We start from the raw sequence: 20536 nt of genomic DNA on the forward strand, positions 1-20536 counted from the left end.
TATTTTTAGATGTAAAAGGAGCAGGCCAAAAGAGGTCATGCTCCTTTTGCTTTATGTGCATAGAGTAACTTCGCATCCTCAATAAAGATATACGAGCTGTTCCCTCGCCCTTCATAGGCGCTGTGACCTACAATGGTTTCAGATGTAAATAAGCAGCTTTAATATAAAACAGCTTTAAGGAGTGCCATGCTCAAAGAATATACTCGCCCTTTACGTACGCCTATTCATGCAGATAAAAATATTTTGTCCATTCTTCAGCATCGTGTGCAGCGTGCGGCAGAACAACCTCTTATTGAATACAAAACAGCTCAGGGTCAGTGGGGGCATTTTACAGCACAGGAATTCTATGACCTCGTGTGTGCAGTGGCGAAGGGTTTGATGAACCAAGGCATTCAGATTGGCGATTCAGTAGGTATTATTTCACGCACACGCTGGGAATGGACTGTTCTTGACCTTGCCATTATGAGTATTGGCGCTGTGACTGTTCCTGTGTATGAGACGGATTCGTCTCTGCAAGTTCGCGAAATTGGCTTGGACTCTCAAATCCGTATTTTCTTTGCAGAAAATAATGAACAGCGCGAAAAAGTTGACGCTGTACGAGCCGACCTGCCCCTAGTTCGCGAAATTTTTACCCTCGATAGTGATAACAATGTTAGCGATAACAATGTTATTGAACTGATGACTGCTTACGGTAAGGCTGTTAGTGATGATCAGTTCCGCGCTCGCGTAGACGCTGTGCACGGCGATACCTTAGCAACGATTGTTTATACGTCTGGCTCGACTGGCACTCCTAAAGGTATTGAGCTGACGCACCGCAACTTTGTATATGTTACGTATTCAGGTACGCGATCCATGACCGAGCTGTGCTTCCCTGAAGGCGGCGCTCGTTTGCTGCTCTTCTTGCCGCTTGCCCACGTTTTTGCCCGCTATATGCAGTACTTCTGCATTGGTTCTGATACAGTTTTGGGTTTATCGCATAATCTGAAAACTATTATTGCTGATTTTCAGAGTTTTAAGCCAACATTTATTTTGGCAGTTCCTCGTATTTTCGAGAAAGTATATAACGCAGCTTCTCAGAAAGCAGGTCGAGGATACGCTGGACGTTTGTTTAACCGTGCAGCAGGTATTGCCCGCGAATGGTCTGTGGCGCAGCAAGATGGTCGTAAACTGAGCATGGTGAAGCGTGTGCAGTTTGCTATGTATTCGAAGATTATTTATTCCAAGATTATGGAAGTTTTCGGCGGAAAAGTTCAGTTTGCTGTGTCTGGTGGTGCTCCACTCGATCCCTCGATTGCGCATTTCTTTAACGGTGTAGGACTTCCTCTGCTTGAAGGTTATGGCATGACAGAAACCTGCGCTCCTGTATGCGTGAATCCAACGTCTGGCTATAAGATTGGTACGGTTGGCTTGCCTATGGAGGGCATGACTATTGGTATTGCCGACGATGGCGAGCTATGCATTAAAAGTGAGAGCGTATGCCGCGGATACCATAACCACGCTGAGCTTACCGACAGTCAGATTATTGATGGTTGGCTGCATACCGGCGATGTGGGAGATATTGATGATGATGGCTTCTTAAAGATTACAGGCCGCAAGAAAGATTTGATTATTACTGCTGGAGGTAAGAATGTATCTCCAGGATTATTAGAGTCATCGGTTATGACATCGCCTGTTGTGGGACATTGTGTGGTGATTGGCGATAAGAAGCCATTTATTGCTGCTCTCATTACGTTGGACTTAGCTGATGCAAATGCATGGCTTGAATCTCAGGGTGCGCAAACCGTGCCTTCCCTAGACGAGGCTGTAAATAATCCGATTATTCATGCTGAAGTGCAAAAAGCGGTGGATAAGGCGAATTTGCAGGTCTCCCGCGCAGAATCAATTCGTAAATTCCACATTATTCCAAGCGTTTTTACCCAGAAAAACGGTATGCTCACAGCCAGCTTAAAAACAAAGCGTTCGGTGATTATTGATCGTTTTGCAGACGTGATTAATCACGAGATTTACACGCCACGCAAGAAAGGCTAACGCAAAGGAGGCAGGTCACTCGACCTGCCTCCTTTATTACATGCTCTACTTATTAGGATTCGTTAAAATACGAGGACCGTTCTCGTCACCTACAATCACGGTATCTACCATGTTCAAGAACAAACCGTGTTCTACTACTCCAACGGTGTGAATCAAATCTTCAGCAAGCTCCTGAGGATTGTCAATGCGTTCCATGTGCAAATCAACAACGAAGTTCTTTTCGTCAGTGCGCACTGGTTCACCATCAGCGTCTAAGCGCAATACTGGTTTGTAGCCCTTCTTTTCGAATAGTTTCACAACATGACCAGCGCCGAAAGGAATAACTTCCACAGGAAGTGGGAACTTACCAATAGTGGATACAACCTTGGACTCGTCCACAATCCACACGATCTTATTGGAATTTGTTGCCACAATCTTTTCCCAGAGCAGTGCAGCTCCACCACCCTTAATACCGTCGAAACGGTCATCTACTTCATCAGCGCCGTCTACAGTAACGTCAATGCGGTCTACATCATCTACATCAACAATAGTAATGCCGTAGCCTTCAGCCTGTTCCTTAGTGCGCACAGATGTGGTGACGCCGGTGAACTTTAAGCCTTCTTCTTGTACGCGGCGACCGAGCTCATCTACGAAGAAACGTACAGTTGAGCCAGTTCCCAAGCCCACAATCATGCCATCTTCTACTAGCTGAGCGGCCTTAATTCCCGCAGCCTTCTTCAGTTCATCCTGAGTTGCCATAGTATCTCCTTTAATTCTTTTCTTAACAGTCTACGTGTTCACTTAGAACAGAGTGTCTTGATGATTATTTTTCCAACTTACGTCATCGAAACGGCGGATAGCTTCATCCAGCTTAGCCACGGCTTGATCCATATGCTCGCTGGCCAACTGTAGGCGTTGTGCTGCAAGGTCAAAACGTTCAGTTGCCTGATTCAAACGAGTAATCAGCTCCTCAGTCAGGGTAGCGTTATTCTCGGGGAATAAGGGCTGATCAATCAGTGTTGGCTGTGCGGCTGGCACAGTCTCTTCCGCTTTCGAGAATTTAGACAGAATCAAACCTTCTGCATATGGACCGTTTTTCAACACAGTCCAGCCTTCTTCAGGTAAGTATCCGTCTACCAGATGTTTACCTGCTTTTTCAGCAAAGCCGCGGGCTAAATCATCAACTTTCTCGTTGTACGTATTACCAGCATGACCTTTAACCCACACAAACTCGACCGAGCCGGAACGAGCATTCAGCTCTGCATCAATTGCCTTAATTATTTCAGCATTTTTGACTGGCTCTTTCTTAGAATTTTTCCAGCCGTTCTTTTTCCAGCTGTGAATCCATGTGGTGGAGCAGTTAATGGCGTACTGACTATCTGTTTCAATAATCAGCGGATAATCTCCTCGATGATCGCGCAAGCATTGCAATACTGCGCAAAGCTCGCCAATCTGATTAGTGCCGTTAGAAGCACCACCGCAATCATAAGCGCGACCAGATTCGCTGGCAGGAGCGCCCGTAGGATTCTTTTCGGTGTGCTCTACCCAACCCCATCCCATAGGACCATGGGGATTATCGAGAGCACTACCGTCTGTTGATACTGTAACAGTGAAATCAATGGCCATGAAGTACCTGTGCGTTGTTTAGTCTGCTAATGCGTCGTTTACTACTGCGGTTGCTTCAGAAACAACCTTCTCCAAGTGTTCAGGAGAAGTGAAGGACTCAGCATATACCTTGTAGATATTTTCTGTTCCAGAAGGACGAGCAGCAAACCAAGCGTTATCAGTTGTTACCTTCAAACCGCCAATAGCAGCGCCATTTCCTGGAGCAGTAGTCATCTTAGCCGTAATTTCTTCGCCTGCCATAGTTGTAGCAGATACGGAATCAGCAGTCAGGCTTGCAAACTTCTGCTTTTCTTCCAAGGTTGTTGGAGTATCAACGCGGGTGTACCAGCTTTCGCCAAAACGGTTTACCTGATCTTCATGAAGCTGTGCAGGAGTCTTGCCGGTTTTCGCAGTAATTTCTGCAGCGAGGAGGTCTGGAATTAAACCGTCCTTATCGGTGGTCCATACGCGACCATCCATGCGCAAGAAGCTCATACCAGAGGATTCTTCGCCTCCGAAACCAACTTCACCGCTGAACAGAGGATCTACAAACCACTTGAAACCAACAGGAACTTCTACGAGCTTTGCATCAATAGATGCAACAACGCGGTCAATCAGGCTGGAGGAGACTAAGGTCTTACCAACGCCTGCTGTTGCTGGCCAACCTAGACGATTGCCGCCGAAGAGATATTCTACGCACACAGCAATGTAATGGTTAGGATTCATAACGCCGGTTCCAGGGCACACAATACCGTGACGGTCGGCATCTGGATCAGTACCGCCCACCAAATCGTACTTATCCCATGCGCCCGCGTTCAAGCGGTCGAGCAAGCCCTTCATAGCGTATGGCGAGCTTGGATCCATACGAATCTTACCGTCATGATCCAGCGTCATAAAGGACCAACGAGGGTCAACATCTGGATTGATAACACCAATCTGAGTGCCGTACATTTCATTAATCAGCGGCCAATAATTTACTGAAGCGCCGCCCAAAGGATCAATACCCAAGCGCACGTCCGAGGACTTAATAGCCTCAAAATCAATAACGTTCTTCAAATCCTCAACGTAGTGAGCGCGGAAATCAAAGCGCTCAATAAAATCGGACTTAATAGCCTGCTCAAATGGAACACGCTTCACGCTCTTCCAATCGGCAAGCAACTGGTTTGCACGGTCAGCAATAGCTGCAGTAATTTCAGCAGAAGCTGGACCGCCGGTTGTTGGGTCATACTTAAAACCGCCGTCTGTTGGAGGGTTATGCGATGGTGTGACCACAATACCGTCTGCAATATCTGTGCCAGTAAAACGCTGAGTACCATCAGCAGCACGGTTATGCGTCAAAATAGCTTGAGAAACAGTTGGAGTAGGGGTAAAGTCATCGCGGGCATCAACGCGCACGCGCACGCCGTTAGCAATAAGCACTTCGATAGACGTTTTCCACGCTGGAAGGCTCAAAGCGTGTGTATCGCGACCAATATAGAGAGGTCCAGTAATGTTCGCGCTCTTGCGATACTCGGCAATAGCCTGAGAAATTGCAACGATATGAGCTTCGTTAAACGTGCGCTTCAGAGCAGAACCGCGGTGTCCGGAGGTACCGAAAATCACACGTTCTGAGGCAACAGATGGATCTGGAACCTCATCGTAATATGCTCCAATAAGAGCATCAACATCAATTAAATCTTCTTGTGTGGCAAGCATGCCTGCATTTTTAGCTACCATATCTCTATTGTGCCACAAGAGGTACTCTAAGCCTATGATTTACAGGGCTATGGCGATTAAATGCACATGTATCTTGTTTATTTTTGCACAGGCGGCAGGCTTCCCGTTACTTCTGCTGATGAGCCTAGTTGAGGAGCACGCACAAGTAACGCTTTACGATCTACAGTAAAGAGGAAATGATTTGACTGACTTAAGATATCGCCGTCTACTTCGGCTAAAACAGGTTTATTGAGAATGACTTCCGCGCTAATACCTTGATATTGACGTACTGTTGCGTGTGTAGCAAAAGGAGATTGCTTAGAGCTGCGCGTTACTGTTTTGTGGATAACATCCCACAGCAGGCTCATCCAGCCGAGGATTCCCGATCGTGTATCAATCGTTTCGATGTCTAAAATGCCATCATCAAACTGAGCGTCAGGCATAAGAGTAAAACCAGGAATATTGCCACAGTTTCCCGCCATAATCGTGCGGAACTGCGCGTTATCAACCGTGTGCTGAGTGCCCGAAGCCGTACGGATTAAAATCGTTCCGCTGCTTTTCTTACCAAATAAATGCTTAAAAGCAGCAACAAAATACGCGAACCAACTAATATTTGCTTTGAGTTCAGGGTTGGTGTCGTTAATCATATTCGCGTCGAAACCTGCGCCGGCAATAACCAAGAAACCATGCTCATGTTCAGGTTCAGCAGAATCAAGTAGGCTCATACGTCCCATATCTACGCGACGGCTGCCATGCGATGTTGCTACAGACAGAGCGACCTCAATATTGTCTACAGGAATGCCCATATTGCGTGCAAAAAGATTGCCTGTGCCAATAGGAATAATACCAAAAGCGTGAGTGGAGTAAGCCATAGCGCTTGCTACAGTGCGCACGGTTCCATCGCCGCCCACAGCAATAACTACATCTGCACCCATACTCAGTGCTTCTTCTGCGCACGCGCGGCCGTCTTTATCGAGTTGAGTGTCTATGAACAGAGGATTTTCGATGCCATGAATGGAGCAATAATCCTTAATATACAAGCGGGTTCGTTCAGCTTCGGGTTTGGATGGATTAATAATAAAAGCGTAAGTAATGTGATCGTCGCTTAGGCGCTCAACGGTCTGCGCTAACTCTTGCTGTCTGCGTTCTTTACGAATGCTGGCAATAATACCCAACACAATAAGAACAGCTAATACGATGATTGCTGCTACGGTAGCAAATGTTCCCCAACTCATAGTCATAATCTTATTCATATCAGGAAAAATATGTTGTGTGGCGTTTTTCTCAGAATTACACAACTGTTTCATAAAGTTGGGGGGTGTGGCGAGGGGAGTTCATCGTGCGTGCTTGTTCGCATTCCTACAGCACTATCAGCCAACCAACCGAAGAACCGACAATAAGAACACTCCCACACCACCACATTCTAAAGAACTGGCAATCGTGCTGGTTTGTTGTGACTGGAATAGGCTGATGCTGCAGTGATATCCGTATTACGGGCTATAGGCGAAAATTTCACTTAACCGATTAATACACCTGATATGCCAGTTTTGATGCGGAAAAATGGCATCAAAACTGGCATATCGGTTGCGCGTATCGACTTCGCTCATGAAGTAAAAACAAAATGTGTCAAAACACCGAAACGATGTTTTGACACATAATATGGCGGACAGTGAGGGATTTGAACCCCCGGTACTTTCGTACGCTTGTTTTCAAGACAAGTGCCTTCGACCGCTCGGCCAACTGTCCGAAGTGACGCAGGAGGCTCGTACGTCCATTCCCGAATCACAGCAACTTAATGTACTATAGGCGCATTTGCTTCAGAATGCAAATTGAGGTTTGACTATGCGTCTCATAAATGCACAGCCAAACTTCAAAAACGAGATCAAATATAGAAAAACGGTGGGCTATGCTTCCCAACTGGTTGGCTCAATTACTTCCTTGCCGCCCATATATGGACGCATAGCAGCTGGCACGTTAATAGAACCGTCAGCGTTCTGATGATTCTCTAAAATAGCCACCAGCCAACGTGTTGTAGCCAAAGTTCCGTTCAGTGTAGCCACTGGGCGAGTGCCGCCTTCATCCACGCGCTCTCGAATATTGAGTCGTCGAGCCTGATATTCCGTACAATTCGACGTGGAAGTAAGCTCACGATAGCGCCCCTGTGTTGGCACCCAAGCTTCGCAATCAAACTTGCGGGCAGCGGAGGATCCCAAATCGCCAGCAGCAGTGTCAATAATGCGGTAAGGCACTTCCACCTTTCCAAGCATTTCCTGTTCCATAGCCAGCAATCGCTTATGCTCAGCTTGAGAATCTTCCTGCTTCACATACGTGAACATTTCCACTTTATTGAATTGGTGTACGCGAATAATGCCCATCGTATCCTTGCCGGCAGAGCCAGCTTCGCGACGGTAGCAGCTCGACCAACCTGCATAGCACAAAGGTCCATTTGACAAGTCAATAATCTCATCAGCGTGCATACCCGCCAAAGCAACCTCAGATGTACCTACCAAATAGGAATCGTCAGGTTCGCGCAAACGATAAATTTCATCGGCATGCGCATTCAAAAAGCCTGTGCCTGCCATAATCTCTGGGCGCACCAAGGTTGGAGTAGTGGTCATAATGAAGCCGTTATTCTCAGCCTGATCCACTGCCATAGTCAGCATAGCTAACTCCATGCGGGCAATAGCTCCGCGCAGGAAGTAGAAGCGAGAGCCGGACACCTTAGCGCCGCGCGTCATATCAATGCCGGCAACGCCCACGCCCAAATCAAGGTGGTTCTTTGGTTCAAAACCTTCAGCGCTAAAATCACGCGGTGTGCCAATCTCTTGCACAACAACGTAATCATCTTCGCCACCAGCAGGAGCATCATCTTCCACAACGTTGGAGAACTTCCACATTAAGTCTGTATACGTTGCGGTAGCCTTATCTGCGGCATCCTTGAACTGAGCTACCTGAGCAGCTAATTCCTTAGTCTGGGCAATTAAAGCTGCTTTCTCCTCGTTTGGAGCGCTAGCAACTTTCTTGCCCATAGCTTTCTGCTGAGCACGAGCGTCTTCAAAAGCCTTCAAACTATCGCGACGTTCCTGGTCAGCGCGCAAAGTTTCGTCAACCAGTTCCACAGATTCGCCGCGCTTACGCTGAGATTCCTTAACAATGTCAGCGTGTTCGCGAATAAATTGAATATCAAGCATGCTTCAAAATTAGCCGTCAATCTTGACATTGCTCAGGTTTTGCTGCCCACCGATATTGCGATTACCTGCTATTGCCCCAGCCGCTCTCACTATTATGATTTCCCACTATTACGATTCCCCACTCCCGCTTTGTTCAAATAAACAATGCGTCCAGTGCGTTTCGACTTCCATAAAACAAAAATCGAGTTACAATAATGAAGGCGCACGCGGTGGGCGTGCATGTGATAGGTAGCAACGGAGCAACCTCATGAAAGCGGCAACTTACGTATCCGCTGGCGTTCTCGAATTAACTGAGAAAGAAAAGCCACATGTAGTCAAGCCAACAGACGCAGTCGTTCGCATGGTTAAGAGCACGATTTGTGGCACTGATTTACATATTTTGGGCGGAGATGTTCCAGCTTGTAAGCCAAGCACAACATTGGGGCACGAAGCAATTGGTATTGTGGAAGAAGTTGGCGATGCTGTGAGTAATTTCAAGGTGGGAGACAAGGTTATTGTGTCTTGCGTAACAGCGTGCAACACCTGCTACTACTGCAAGCACCAGTTGCCAAGCCACTGCGAAGATGGCGGTTGGATTTTAGGTCATTTGATTGAAGGTACTCAGGCTGAATATATCCATATTCCTCATGCTGACGGCAGCTTGTATCACGCACCTGAATCTGTTGACGATGAAGCTTTGGTTATGCTTTCCGATATTTTGCCAACATCCTACGAAATTGGCGTTCTGCCTTCGCATGTAAAGCCAGGCGATACCGTGTGTATCGTGGGTGCAGGTCCGATTGGTTTGGCAGCACTGCTGACTGCTCAGTTCTTCTCGCCGAGCCGCATTATTATGGTTGATTTATCTGAGTCCCGTTTGGAAGCTTCTAAGGGCTTCGGAGCTACGGACACTATTGTGTCTACAACAACCGAAGAAGTGCGCGATAAGGTTTTGGAGCTTACAGACGGTCGCGGCGTAGATATTGTTTTCGAGTGTGTAGGATATCCTGCAACTTTCGATATTTGCCAGAACGTTGTGGCTGTTGGTGGACATATTGCTAACGTAGGCGTTCATGGAAAGCCAGTTGATTTTAACCTGCAAGATCTGTGGATTAAGAATATTACTTTGAATACTGGTTTAGTGAACGCTAATACAACAGATATGCTTCTTGAAGTTTTGAAGAGCGGCAAGATTGATGCCACTAAGTTGATTACGCATCACTTTAAGCTCTCTGAGATTGATGAAGCCTATAAGGTATTTAAGAACGCTGAAGAAAACCATACCTTGAAGGTGATTATTGAGAACGATTTGAGCTAAAGGGGATAAAAAGGAAAAGTCTCGCCACTGCTTGCGCGGTGACGGGACTTTTTATTTTCCGTCGTTTTTAGAAGTGCTCAACGACGTAGTTTAAAACATCAGAACGGTTTAAGATGCCAACCATGCGATTACCGTGAGCCGAATCCATAACCGGAACTTTTTTGAGATGTTGCGATACCATAACCTCGCAAATATGAGCCATGGAATCATTTACATCGACAGAAATTACCTTGTTATGAGCGAATTCAGACACAGGACGAGTCATGTTTTCGCGCACGCGGTCAGTAAAGTTTGCCGCATTATTTTCCATCACTGCATTGTAGAACGTAGTAAATTCTGGCACTTGATTGGCAACCAAACGCAAAATATCTCCATCAGACACAAAACCAATCACGCTACCTTGAGCATTCACAACAGGAGCGCCCGAAATACCGTGTTGTGTAAGCGTGCGAATAGCATCCATAGCCGTATCAGTTTCCGCAATAGTGTAAGCATCTGTTTTCATCAAAGAGTGAATTAAAGGCGCGGCATGATAATCCTCGCTATCCGCAGTGTTGTTCTGTGTTTCTTTATGAGTAGAACGAATGAAGAAAGCGCCTGCTAAGCCGCATACTGTCAGTGCTAATGCCATAAATAATCCCCAGCGCGTACCCTCGCTAAAGCGAGCAGCAGAGTCATTGCCGCTATACGCAGCCTGACCAGACATAAGCAAAGACGTGGCAATCGCAGTAAAAATAGCTCCCACAACCTGCTGTAAAGTGTTCATAATTGTAGAACCGTCAGGGTTGAGCTCGTGAGGTAAAGCGCTTAAAGCATAGGTTTGCATAGGAGTCATAGCCAAAGGAATACCAATCATAATAAGAATATGATCCACAATAATCAGCGCAACGCTTGGATGAGCTGTTAAGGTCTGGGAAATAAGTAGCAGAATGCCCACCGTGCTCAGCGCAAAACCAATAACTGCTGGCATGCGCGCGCCAATCTTATTGTAAAAACGACCCGAGAAAGTGCCCACAATAGCGTTAATTGCGCCACCAGGAAGCATAACTACGCCTGCTAAAGATACAGCTAAAGCAGCAGAATTTTGGAAGAACTGAGGTAACAGGAACATCGTGACCAGCATGATGCCAAAGTTAATCATGACCAAAACAGCGCCCAAAGCAAAATCGCGGTAGCCAAAAGCGTGCAAATTCAATACTGAAGATTTTGCTGTTAGCTGGCGCTGCACGTACCATGCCAAAGCAAGAACGCCAATAATCAGAGCACACAAAACAGTAAGAGAACCCCATCCGAACTCGCTTGCCATACCAGCGCCAAGCACAATACCGCCAAAGCCAAGCACAGACAAAACAATAGATACAATGTCAACCGATGGTTTGGTGAGCTCATAAACATTAACCAAGAATCGAGCAGCGCACACAAAGCCAATAAGCGCAATCAGTACGATTGACCAGAATACAAAGCGCCAACCAAGACTTCCAGCAATAATACCGGCGAGTGCAGGTCCAATAACTGGAGCAATCATAATAACCAAAGTGGTCATGCCCATAGCTGCGCCAAGCTTATGAGGAGGGAAAATTTCGAGGAGGAGGGAGAAAGTCATAGGCAGAGCAAGGCCTAAGCCAATGCCCTGAATAGCACGTCCTGCCAAAACAATTGCGAAAGTTGGAGCAACTGCACTAATAATTGCACCCACAGCAAACGCGCCTAAAGAAGCGAAAGTGAGGGTTTTGACGCGGAAGTGCTTCAATAAAATCGACGAAAATGGCAAAACTAAGCCAATAATAAGCATGTATCCCACCACGAGCCACTGGGTGAGAGCCGTCGAAACATGAAAATCAGCGCCGACAGAAGGCAAAATTACATTCATTGCTGTTTCGCTATACATGCCAGCAAAAGCAGCGGCATACAGCGATGACATCACAAGATATGGATGCTTGACATTCGGTCGGGAATGAGTTGATTGCTGTGTTGCGGACACAGAATTCTCCTTTATTTTTAACTCCTCTAATGAGGTCAACCTTTCTAAGGTAGGTAATTCTGTCAAGTATCGTAAGAGAAATTTGCAGAATTTTCACAAAAGATGCATATTGTGTTGATTGTTGTGGAGATGCTCATCGGACTCTTGGGACTGAGCGGGTATTTTTGGGGAGGGCGGGTGAATGTGTTTACTTTATGAGTGAAGTCGATACGCGCAACCGATATGCCAGTTTTGAAGCCGTTTTTTCGCAGCGAAACTGGCATAACAGGTGTATTAATCGGTTAAGCAGAATGCGAGAGAGCAAGAGATCTTCGGATTTAACAGGGGGTGTAAGTTGAACGCGCGTGGACATTGCTAGTGCTGGACATTAACAGCCCTCACCCCAGCCATCACCTTCCAACTCCGCCCCAACACCTCGCAATTTGTGGAAGATGTGCACAAATTTGTGTGTCTTATATAAGAAATCTCTTTTATCTCCCTAGAATAATCTTCGTTATGGTAGATGTAGTTATTGTTAGTGCAGCGCGCACGCCTATCGGTAAGTTCTCCGGAGCATTAGCTTCTTTAAGCTCGGTAGAACTCGGCACTATTGCTGCACGAGCTGCGATTGAACGCGCTGGGTTAAGTCCTAACAGCGTGGATCAAGCTATTTTTGGAAACGTGCTACAGGCGAATTCGGGTCAGAATGTAGCGCGTCAAATTGCTTTGAAATCTGGCATGGCCACTCATTCCACGGCTATGACCATTAATGAAGTATGCGGTTCTGGTCTTAAAGCTGTGCGCGTAGGTCAAGCAGCTTTAGTTATGGGAGATGCCGATATTTTGCTTGTGGGCGGAACGGAATCCATGAGTAACGCTCCTCATTATTTACCAAAACTGCGTGATGGCTTCCGCTACGGAAATACGGAAATGGTTGACGCTATTTTCCGCGATGGTCTTTCGGATGCTTTTACTGGGGAAGCGATGGGCGTTACAGCAGAGAATGTTGCTGAACGTTTTAATATTACGCGCGAACAGCAAGACGCTTTTGCTTTGACATCGCATGAGAAAGCCGTGAAAGCTTGGAATAGTGGTGCTTTTGACGCAGAAGTTGTGCCTGTTACAGTGCATACCCGACGTGGAGATATTGTTATTGATCGCGATGAAAGTCCGCGAAGCGATACCTCCTTAGAAAAACTTGCACATCTTCCTAGCGTTTTCTTGGATGATGGTAGCGTAACTGCTGGCAATGCGAGCGGGATTAATGACGGTGCTTGCGCTTTGATTTTGATGAGAAAAGATGACGCTTTAGCTCGCGGCATTGAGTATTTAGCAGAAATTCGCGGATATTGCGAGGGCGGTATTGACCCTGATTTTATGGGGTACGCTCCTAAGCATGTGATTGAAAAGCTGATGAAGTCCACCTCCTCTCAGCTCAATGAGATGGACTTAGTAGAAGTGAATGAAGCTTTTGCCGCTCAATCTTTGGCTGTGGCACAACAATTGCAGCTCGATAGCTCCAAGTTAAATGTGAACGGTGGTGCGATTGCTTTAGGGCATCCGCTGGGATGCTCGGGAGCGCGTATTTTAACTACCTTGATTTATGCTCTGCGTGCGCGTAAGAAGCATAAAGGCGTGGCTGCTTTGTGCGTAGGTGGCGGCATTGGTGTTGCTATGCAAGTGGATGTAGCTTAAGTATTAGCTACGTCAGCATGAGAGTGCAAGGAGAAGCGATGGGTAGCTCTCGAAAATTTTATGATTTAACTGCTCGAGAGCGCCTAGAGGTTCTCGAAGCTGCTGGAGAAATAAGCGTTGACGATGCTGCCGAACTCAGGCGTGTGAACGAAGCTGGCGTTTTACCTGTGGATGTAGCCGCACATTTGATTGAAAATCAAGTTTCGCAATATGCTCTGCCATTTTCCGTGATACGCGGATTAGTGGTGAATGGTAAATCATACACAGTTCCTATGGTGGTAGAAGAAGCCTCGGTTGTGGCTGCTGCCTCACATGGAGCGCATATGGCAGCTCGCTGCGGTTCAATTAACGCACAGTCTGAACCACACCGCGTTATTGGTGAGATTGTTTTCGAAGCTAGCAATGTCAGCGTAGAAAAAGCACAGAGCATTCTTGTTTCACGTGGAACGCAGATTCAGGATATTGCGCGTACTGCGTTACCAAGTATGCATGCGCGCGGTGGCGGTTTGGAAAGTATAGAAGTTGACTCAGTAGGTAGCTTCACCCGTTTTATACTCACGGTTAATCCGTGCGATGCTATGGGAGCTAATGCAGTGAACACTATTGCTGAAGCCTTAAAAAATGAGCTATCGCAGTGGTTAGGAGCTTCAGCACTGGTGGCTATTTTAACGAATAGCGGTCAGGCAAGCGTTACAACAGCTGAAGTAGAGCTGAGCCCTGAGTCTGTGGCTATGCGAGGTAGTGACCCAGAACAGTTAATACAGCGCATAGCGCGTCTTTCCGATTTAGCAGCAGTCGATCCGCAGCGCGCAGTCACGCATAATAAAGGAATTATGAACGGGATTTCCGCGGCTGTTGTGGCTTCTGGAAATGATTGGCGGGCTGTAGAATCTAGTGCTCATGCCTATGCTGCTAAGAATGGCACGTATAAACCGCTATCGACGTGGCAGGTTAACGGAAAGGGAAATCTGTGCGGGCGCATAGAAATACCTTTGCAAGTGGGTATTGTGGGTGGAGCGGCTAGCTCGTTACCTGTGGCGAAAATTGCGCGACGAGTCTGCGGTTGCACGACGGTTGATGAGTTTAAGAACGTGCTGGCGGCACTGGGTCTCGTACAGAATTTGTCGGCGCTGCGCGCTCTGGCAGGACCAGGAATTCAAGCTGGTCATATGAATTTACAGATGAACGCGCTCGCTATTGCTGCGGGTGCTCGCGGCGAAGAAATCAATAAAGTTGTAGAGCAGTTGCGCGCTTTGCCTTCGCATAAGCGCACATCCGCCACCGCTGAATATCTCGTTAAAGCTCTGCGCGCGTAAGGAGAAGATATGTCTATTGGTATTGACCGCATTAGTTTGTATACGCCGTCTTACTATCTCGATGTGCGTGAATTAGCCGTGGCGCGCGGCGTTGATCCCAATAAATTTACGATTGGTATTGGTCAAGATAAGCAAGCAGTTATTCCGTCAAGTCAGGATATTGTGACGATGGGAGCGAATGCTGCTATCCGTCTGCGTGGCGATATTGACGATAGCCGTTTGGGTTTGGTTATTGTAGGCACTGAGTCGGGTGTAGACGCCTCGAAAGCATCAGCGCTCTATATTCATGAGCTACTGAATCTGCCGCATTCTGCGCGATGCATGGAAATAAAAGAGGCATGTTTTGGTGGTACTGCAGCCTTGCTCGTAGCACGAGATTATATTGCGGCTCATCCGGGTAAACAAGCTCTGATTATTGCTGCCGATATTGCACGCTATGGATTAGCCAGCGGTGGAGAAGTGACTCAAGGTGGCGGAGCAGTTGCCATATTGGTATCCGAAAATCCGCGGATTGCCGAAATTGAGGAGCATACCAGCGTCTACTCGGGCAGTATCCAAGATTTTTGGCGTCCGGTGTATACAGATGAAGCGCAGGCTCGAGGAAAATACTCAACCGAGCAATATCTCGAATTCTTTGAGCATGTCTGGTTAGATTATGCTCACACTATGCACGCGAAACCGCAGGATTTCGCGGCTTTCCTCTTCCATCTGCCATACACAAAAATGGGTGCGAAGGCTTTGCTCAAACTGGAGGAGCTCACTGAACCAGTCACACATCTTGAGCAGCGTTTTGAGCAGAGCATTCAGTACTCGCGCGCTATCGGTAATTTGTATACAGGCTCTTTGTACGCCGGGCTTATCAGCCTTCTCGAGCTCGATAACAGTTTGAAAACAGGCGACAGGTTAGCGCTGTTCTCTTATGGTTCGGGTGCAGTAGCAGAGCTTTTTACCGCGCGTTTAGTAGAAGGCTATGAAAAGGCTTTGTATTATCATGCTGATTTACTCAATCAGCGCACGCAAGTAAGCGTGAACGAATACGAAAGTATTTTTAAGGATGCCGTACCATACGCTCCACAAGATTACAGCACGAACCCGCGGTATTATTGCGGTGATTTTGTGCTCACAGGTGTGGTGGGTATGGAACGACAGTATGCTACACGATCTTGCGCTGAGCAGCCCATCGCGTCAGCTGCGTGCGATTAGACAGCTGGAGCTTATGCAGGACTTTTGACATATGACTTTCTACAGTTTTAATAGAAATAAAGAGTTCTGCAGCAACCTCTTTATACGTATAACCGCGTGCAATCAGGCGCATAACTTCCTGTTCGCGATCGCTTAGTGAGTTGAGCTCTTCGTCCTGAACATTCGAGCTTTCGTTGCTAGTAGCAGGAGCAGGGTCGCTTTGAAAGGCTTGCAACACAAAGCCTGCCAACTGAGGTGAAAAAACTGCGTATCCTTCTGAAACCTGCTGGATAGAAGACACTAAATCTTCAGGACCAATTGCTTTGGTGACGTAACCTCGAGCGCCCGCGCGAATAACAGCTCCCACATCTTCTGCTGAATCTGATACTGATAAAGCAAGAAAAATACTCTGCGGTGATTGTGCCTTGGAGCGGGTAAGAATTTCTGCTCCACCGCCGCCGTTACCGCCGGGTACGTGCACATCGAGAAGAACAACATCTGGCTGAGTATCTGCAATCATGGCGATGGATCCTTCTACATCGCCTGCTTGCCCTACAACATCTACAGCATTACTGATGGCAGCAATAACGCCTGCTCTAAACATTTCGTGATCGTCCACGACTGCTACTCGAATCATTTCTTCTCCTCTAATGGAAGGGTCATGCGCACTTCTGTGCCCCATTGTGGGCGAGATACTATCTCTACTGTACCGCCTGCGCGTTCCATGCGTCCCTGAATGGAGTGGCGAATGCCCATACGGTCTTGCGGAATATCGTCAAGATTAAAACCGTCTCCATGGTCGCGAACAAATACGCTAATATCATGCGATCCACATTCAACATACAGTGAAATAGCAGGCTTGCCGTGTAAACACGCATTGGTGAGCGCTTGACGGGTTGCATCGATCAAAGCGGAAATTCTCTCGTTCGGTTCGCAATCTCCCACAGTAATAACGTCAATAGGAACTCCATGAGTATCTTCTATCTGAGCAGAAATAAGTTTCATGCTACTCGCAACAGAATCAGAAGCATTTTCGCGGTCTTCATACAGCCAACGGCGCAGTTCTCTCTCCTGTGTGCGCGCTAATTGAGACACATAATCAGCATTATGCGCGTTTTGACGGATTAAGTTAAGGGTTTGCAAAACGGAATCATGAAGATGCGCTGCCATATCTGCACGCTCTTCTTCGCGCTGTTTTTGAGCAGATTCCTGCAGCAAGTTTTGATGATACTGCGCCAAAAGAGGAGCGGTGGTAATAGCAACGCTAAAAATACCAATCAAAAAGATTCCATAGACGTGCAGATAGTCGTTTTTCTTAAAGAAGATAGTACACAGAGCAAAAACTGCGGCGACAAAAACGAGCAGAATACCAACAATCACAGCAATATTCATTTTATGAAAACGCTCTGAATACAGCCATGCAACGAGTGCGCACAAAGCTCCCACAGAAATTTCAATAGCAAGCATGGGAGATAGTAAGTGGTGGTCGATAGCCCAGTTGAAACCGAGATAAATAACAAAAATACCTGCAAGAATACTGGCTAAAATATTCCATGCTAAACCGCTGTGAGATTGCTGATTGTTTTGCTCAGGGGCTGAGTACTGTGCAGGCATATATTGCGTGGCAACGTACTCGTATTGATTCGGTGGGGCAGGGACAAGATAGCTTGCGTTATTACCTTTAGATAGAGCTGATTGTGATGGCGCGAGCATATTGACGTGCATAGTCGCAAGATTTTGCGCAGGCACAGCAATCCATAAAAACAGATACGCCGCAATTCCCAGACCGAAAATAAATGATGTGGTAACGAATATCAAACGAATAATCCATGTTTTCACGCCTAAATGCATAGCTAAACCTCGGCAAACGCCAGCAAATACGCGCTGCTGATACGGGCGTACAAGCGGATACCGTGCTGGTGCTAATGGTTGAGCAATATGCTGTTCGTTAGGAGGAAGTGGGTAATCTGTCATACCCCTATTATGCATGGAGTAGGGGCTGTGAGGGAGAAAAAATACACAAAATCGGGGAGGAATGAGGGGTGTCCCTGATATCAGGGAGCGCGAAAACTTGCCATACTTAAATCATCAACTCGAGAGAACTTTTTACTTGTAAAGGAGAGACCGATGAAAACAAGTGATTTCTTTAATTGGATTCGCCGCTCTCAGATTGTGCGCAGCGATCAGCGTTGGCTGGGAGGCGTGTGCTCCGGTTTAGCTAATCGTTTGGGCTGGGATGTTGCTCTTGTGCGCGTGCTGATGGTGGTTCTTGTGCTGATGGGCGCAGGTTTATTTGTGTATCCGTTGGCATGGATTCTTTTGCCAAATATGAGTGGGGAAATTCTCGCGGAGGATTTATTAAAAGGCCACGGAGGCGGTGAAGCTGTGGGCGTGCTGATTTTCTTGATTTTCGGCGCTTTGACAACCACCATCACCTTCTGGGGACTCATTACCGTAGGCTTGTTCTTCGCGCTGATTGGATACGCGGTTAACCAAGCGGAAAATCCTCAAAACTGGCAACAGCAAGCTGCTCCAGGAGCGCCGCAAGCTGCGCCATATTTTGCGGCGGGCAATGCCATGCCTAACGCTGCTGCTGGTGCTGCAGGTGCTGGGCAGGCTCCCATAAATAACGCATATATGGCTGCTCCTCCTCTCTATACAACTCCTGCAGCAGCTCCTATACAACATGTGGAACAAGAACGCATTATTCACACCCGTAAAAGTGGTGGAGCATTCTTACGTTTCCTTATGTGGGGTGTGATTTTCCTCTCCGGTGGACTCGCCTATATTGCTGGCATCCTTATGAATATTGCTCATGGTGATTACTTAGCGTGGGGACGCCTCTTCCTGATGTGGGCTGCAGGTGTAACGATTTTTATCTGCCTGATCACTTTAGTTTTGGCTCTTCGTGGTCGTAAAACTGCTGGATATGCATGGCTGGGAGCATGTGGCGTAATCTTCTGCATGATGTGTGGAGCGGTATTTGGTTTCCAAGGTCGTTACGTTCATTATGCCAACAGCGATTCAGGTCGTATGTATACGTACGCTAATCGATACAATGTGCGAGATGGGCAAATAATCAAGCTAACGAAAAATCTGGTTACATCTTTGAATAAGGGTACATTGTTCACCTCAACCAGTAAATTCCATACGCCTCATGCCACCCTTGACATGACCAATTGGAAAGAAGTTATGGGCGAACATACATGGACTAAATCTGACGGTTCTCAAGTGCAATCGAGCTGCCCAACTGGTGATTTCAACATTGCTGTAAACGGCGTGAAACTCACTATTCTTGTGCCGCGTGACTGCTCGTATAGTCGAGAAATTTATGGAGACATTGTTGGCGGCTATCACCTCAACAACGAGTGGCATGACCGTATCTACGAGGAAGTCAACCATAAGTATGCAACCAAATTCCGTAACCTTTTGAGCGATAAGAAAAAGGAACTGCAAGATAACAATAGGCTTGATGATGAGGCGAGCGAATATAACGATTTCGATTTCCTCACTGATAACGATGACTCTGATTGGTATAACCAGTGGGAAGAAATCTCTGATTACTCTGATTTTGCTTCATCTGTGTCTACTCTCGGCGATGAGTATGAGCGTGAATTAGACAATTGCCTACAACACGACATCGAAATGCATATTGATGCGTTCAGTCTTTTCGGCTCCATCAATATAAAGAAGGGATAATGCCATGAATAACTACAATCCATATAATCCGGCACAAAACCCAGCTTTTCAAAATTCTGCGTACTCGCAGCAAACTCCGATGAATGCTCAGAATGCACAGAATGCTCAGCAACCTCAGCAGCCTCCGTATGTGCAGCAGCCGCCTATGTATGCGGCGCCTATGAGACCACGAGTACAAGTGCATTTCAAAAATAAGTATGAGTACATTACGACTCCTAATATTTTTGTAGTGTTCCTAGCAATTCTGGGTATTGTTCTTACGGTATTCGCTGCACTGCAAATGTTTATCTTCCCAGATACGTTGCTCCCTGTTTTCAATCTCAACATTAGCTTGTCTACGCTAGCGAGCATAGCTTTCCTCGTACTTACGGGTATTGGATTTATTGCAGCGGGTATAAGCGTGGCTTTGCGAAAGTCTCAGAAAGATGATACCGAGAATAGGGACTGGGGGAGCTCCGCGTCGGCGAAGGTGGAAGCTGGAGAGAACGATGCTACTACGGAATTCTCTCAGACCACTCAGGAAGCCGATACGGTAACTCTTGATGAGTTTTCGGTATCAGAGAATGTAGAGCAAGATAGATAGGCTTTCAAGCCTTATTAGGCTTGGGTAACTCATTTTGGGTATAACACAGATATTGTGTTATACCCAAAACTTTTTGCATAGTTTTAGTCGCTGAGAGAGCTGTTATGGAAACAGCATGAGTAAAAACAACTACTCCTGTGTTTGCAACTTCCAAGACCAACTTTGAGGTAAAAAGAGGGTGTCAGGGTTTTTGTGTATGCGATTTTGTTGAATCTGGCTCGCAGGCATGGTTTTTCAGCAAACCATACCTGTGTGTGGCACGTGATAAGCGTGGTTCCTCTGTCGGATATGCGATTTTGTATGCTC

15 protein-coding genes and 1 tRNA gene are annotated in these 20536 nt (G+C 46.8%); 7 read left to right on the plus strand and 9 right to left on the minus strand.

Features of this window, described 5'->3' with window-relative positions; genetic code table 11:
• Positions 1–186: 186 nt before the first annotated feature.
• Positions 187–2028 carry an AMP-dependent synthetase/ligase gene (locus HMPREF2909_RS01775; protein WP_071414999.1) on the plus strand — a complete coding sequence of 614 codons (1842 nt, stop codon included), beginning with the start codon at positions 187–189 and terminating at the stop codon, positions 2026–2028.
• Between the two features lie 45 nt (positions 2029–2073).
• Here the strand turns inward: HMPREF2909_RS01775 and rpiA are convergent, their stop codons facing one another.
• The 6 genes from rpiA to serS form a co-directional block, all read right to left on the minus strand.
• The gene (gene rpiA / locus HMPREF2909_RS01780) at positions 2074–2766 is read right to left on the minus strand and encodes a ribose-5-phosphate isomerase RpiA (protein ID WP_021617711.1); all 693 of its coding nucleotides are present in this window, start codon (positions 2764–2766) and stop codon (positions 2074–2076) included.
• A gap of 42 nt (positions 2767–2808) precedes the next feature.
• Complete coding sequence (locus tag HMPREF2909_RS01785) at positions 2809–3633, minus strand: ribonuclease H family protein (protein ID WP_071415000.1); 825 nt, start codon at positions 3631–3633, stop codon at positions 2809–2811.
• Positions 3634–3651: 18 nt separating this feature from the next.
• On the minus strand, positions 3652–5328 hold the full coding sequence (gene pgm / locus HMPREF2909_RS01790; protein WP_071415001.1) for a phosphoglucomutase (alpha-D-glucose-1,6-bisphosphate-dependent): 1677 nt from the start codon (positions 5326–5328) through the stop codon (positions 3652–3654).
• A gap of 77 nt (positions 5329–5405) precedes the next feature.
• The gene (locus tag HMPREF2909_RS01795) at positions 5406–6560 is read right to left on the minus strand and encodes a diacylglycerol/lipid kinase family protein (protein WP_071415943.1); all 1155 of its coding nucleotides are present in this window, start codon (positions 6558–6560) and stop codon (positions 5406–5408) included.
• A gap of 407 nt (positions 6561–6967) precedes the next feature.
• A tRNA-Ser gene (locus HMPREF2909_RS01800) sits at positions 6968–7053 on the minus strand.
• Positions 7054–7211: 158 nt separating this feature from the next.
• The gene (gene serS, locus HMPREF2909_RS01805; RefSeq protein ID WP_071415002.1) at positions 7212–8498 is read right to left on the minus strand and encodes a serine--tRNA ligase; all 1287 of its coding nucleotides are present in this window, start codon (positions 8496–8498) and stop codon (positions 7212–7214) included.
• A 247-nt stretch (positions 8499–8745) separates the two neighbouring features.
• On the opposite strand from serS, the gene HMPREF2909_RS01810 reads away from it, so the two are divergent.
• The gene (locus HMPREF2909_RS01810) at positions 8746–9795 is read left to right on the plus strand and encodes a zinc-dependent alcohol dehydrogenase family protein (RefSeq protein WP_071415003.1); all 1050 of its coding nucleotides are present in this window, start codon (positions 8746–8748) and stop codon (positions 9793–9795) included.
• Between the two features lie 67 nt (positions 9796–9862).
• Here HMPREF2909_RS01810 and HMPREF2909_RS01815 read toward each other — a convergent pair whose 3' ends face one another.
• Positions 9863–11776, minus strand: coding sequence for a DHA2 family efflux MFS transporter permease subunit (locus HMPREF2909_RS01815; protein WP_246815492.1), 1914 nt, complete (start codon positions 11774–11776; stop codon positions 9863–9865).
• A gap of 495 nt (positions 11777–12271) precedes the next feature.
• Here HMPREF2909_RS01815 and HMPREF2909_RS01820 point away from each other — a divergent pair, with 495 nt between their 5' ends.
• From HMPREF2909_RS01820 to HMPREF2909_RS01830, 3 genes are read left to right on the plus strand one after another with little or no spacing between them, the layout of a single operon-like run.
• The gene (locus HMPREF2909_RS01820; RefSeq protein ID WP_071415004.1) at positions 12272–13450 is read left to right on the plus strand and encodes an acetyl-CoA C-acetyltransferase; all 1179 of its coding nucleotides are present in this window, start codon (positions 12272–12274) and stop codon (positions 13448–13450) included.
• A gap of 38 nt (positions 13451–13488) precedes the next feature.
• Positions 13489–14766, plus strand: coding sequence for a hydroxymethylglutaryl-CoA reductase, degradative (locus HMPREF2909_RS01825; RefSeq protein WP_071415005.1), 1278 nt, complete (start codon positions 13489–13491; stop codon positions 14764–14766).
• 9 nt (positions 14767–14775) lie between these two features.
• Positions 14776–15969: a hydroxymethylglutaryl-CoA synthase gene (locus HMPREF2909_RS01830; RefSeq protein ID WP_071415006.1), complete on the plus strand. Its 1194-nt coding sequence runs from the start codon at positions 14776–14778 to the stop codon at positions 15967–15969.
• On the opposite strand, the gene HMPREF2909_RS01835 is transcribed toward HMPREF2909_RS01830, so the two are convergent.
• A complete protein-coding gene (locus HMPREF2909_RS01835; protein ID WP_192829471.1) occupies positions 15920–16585 on the minus strand; it encodes a LuxR C-terminal-related transcriptional regulator in 666 nt (221 codons plus the stop codon). The genes HMPREF2909_RS01830 and HMPREF2909_RS01835 overlap by 50 nt on opposite strands.
• Entirely contained in the window at positions 16582–17922 is a 1341-nt protein-coding gene (locus tag HMPREF2909_RS01840) for an ATP-binding protein (RefSeq protein ID WP_071415007.1), read from the minus strand. The genes HMPREF2909_RS01835 and HMPREF2909_RS01840 overlap by 4 nt, the downstream gene beginning before the upstream one ends.
• 153 nt (positions 17923–18075) lie before the next feature.
• On the opposite strand from HMPREF2909_RS01840, the gene HMPREF2909_RS01845 reads away from it, so the two are divergent.
• Together HMPREF2909_RS01845 and HMPREF2909_RS01850 are read left to right on the plus strand one after the other, a co-directional pair.
• Positions 18076–19647, plus strand: a complete 1572-nt coding sequence (locus HMPREF2909_RS01845) for a PspC domain-containing protein (protein ID WP_071415008.1) — start codon at positions 18076–18078, stop codon at positions 19645–19647.
• 4 nt (positions 19648–19651) lie between these two features.
• The gene (locus HMPREF2909_RS01850) at positions 19652–20230 is read left to right on the plus strand and encodes a hypothetical protein (RefSeq protein WP_071415009.1); all 579 of its coding nucleotides are present in this window, start codon (positions 19652–19654) and stop codon (positions 20228–20230) included.
• The last annotated feature ends 306 nt before the right edge of the window (positions 20231–20536 follow it).

Source organism: Alloscardovia sp. HMSC034E08, assembly GCF_001813415.1.
GTDB lineage: Bacteria > Actinomycetota > Actinomycetes > Actinomycetales > Bifidobacteriaceae > Alloscardovia > Alloscardovia omnicolens.